Annotated in this window: 1 protein-coding gene; it reads left to right on the top strand. The window is 36.7% G+C overall.

From position 1 onward, the window contains the following. Nucleotides 1-51 precede the first annotated feature (51 nt). Nucleotides 52-732, top strand: coding sequence for an IS6-like element IS1216 family transposase (locus P3G66_RS31815; RefSeq protein WP_043991283.1), 681 nt, complete (start codon nucleotides 52-54; stop codon nucleotides 730-732). Nucleotides 733-763: the final 31 nt, after the last annotated feature.

Genomic DNA, 763 nt, shown 5'->3' with positions numbered 1-763 from the left:
CTACTATCAAATAAGGTAGAATAATAGAAAAAGATAGCAGGAGGAATGACGATGAATCATTTTAAAGGAAAGCAATTTCAGCAGGATGTGATTATTGTAGCCGTGGGCTACTATCTTCGTTATAACCTTAGCTATCGTGAAGTTCAAGAAATCTTATATGATCGTGGCATTAACGTTTCTCATACGACGATTTATCGTTGGGTGCAAGAATATGGCAAACTACTCTATCAAATTTGGAAAAAGAAAAATAAAAAATCCTTTTATTCATGGAAAATGGATGAAACGTACATCAAAATTAAAGGAAAATGGCATTATTTGTATCGAGCCATCGATGCAGATGGTTTAACCTTGGATATTTGGTTACGTAAAAAACGGGACACACAAGCAGCCTATGCTTTTCTTAAGCGGTTAGTGAAGCAGTTTGATGAACCGAAGGTTGTAGTCACAGATAAAGCCCCCTCTATTACAAGTGCCTTTAAGAAACTAAAAGAATACGGCTTTTATCAAGGGACAGAACATCGTACCATTAAATACCTGAATAATTTGATTGAACAAGACCATCGTCCAGTAAAGAGACGCAATAAATTCTATCGAAGTTTACGCACTGCCTCTACCACGATTAAGGGCATGGAAGCCATTCGAGGATTATATAAGAAAACCCGAAAAGAAGGCACTCTCTTCGGCTTTTCGGTGTCTACTGAAATCAAGGTATTAATGGGAATAACAGCCTAAATCATAGATACCGTAAGGGATTTTATTCTTT

Source organism: Rhodococcus sp. C3V, assembly GCF_029269915.1.
Lineage (GTDB): Bacteria > Actinomycetota > Actinomycetes > Mycobacteriales > Mycobacteriaceae > Rhodococcus_F > Rhodococcus_F qingshengii.
Note: the sequence above shows the minus strand (reverse complement) of the source record. Positions and strands in the feature narration are given on the sequence as shown.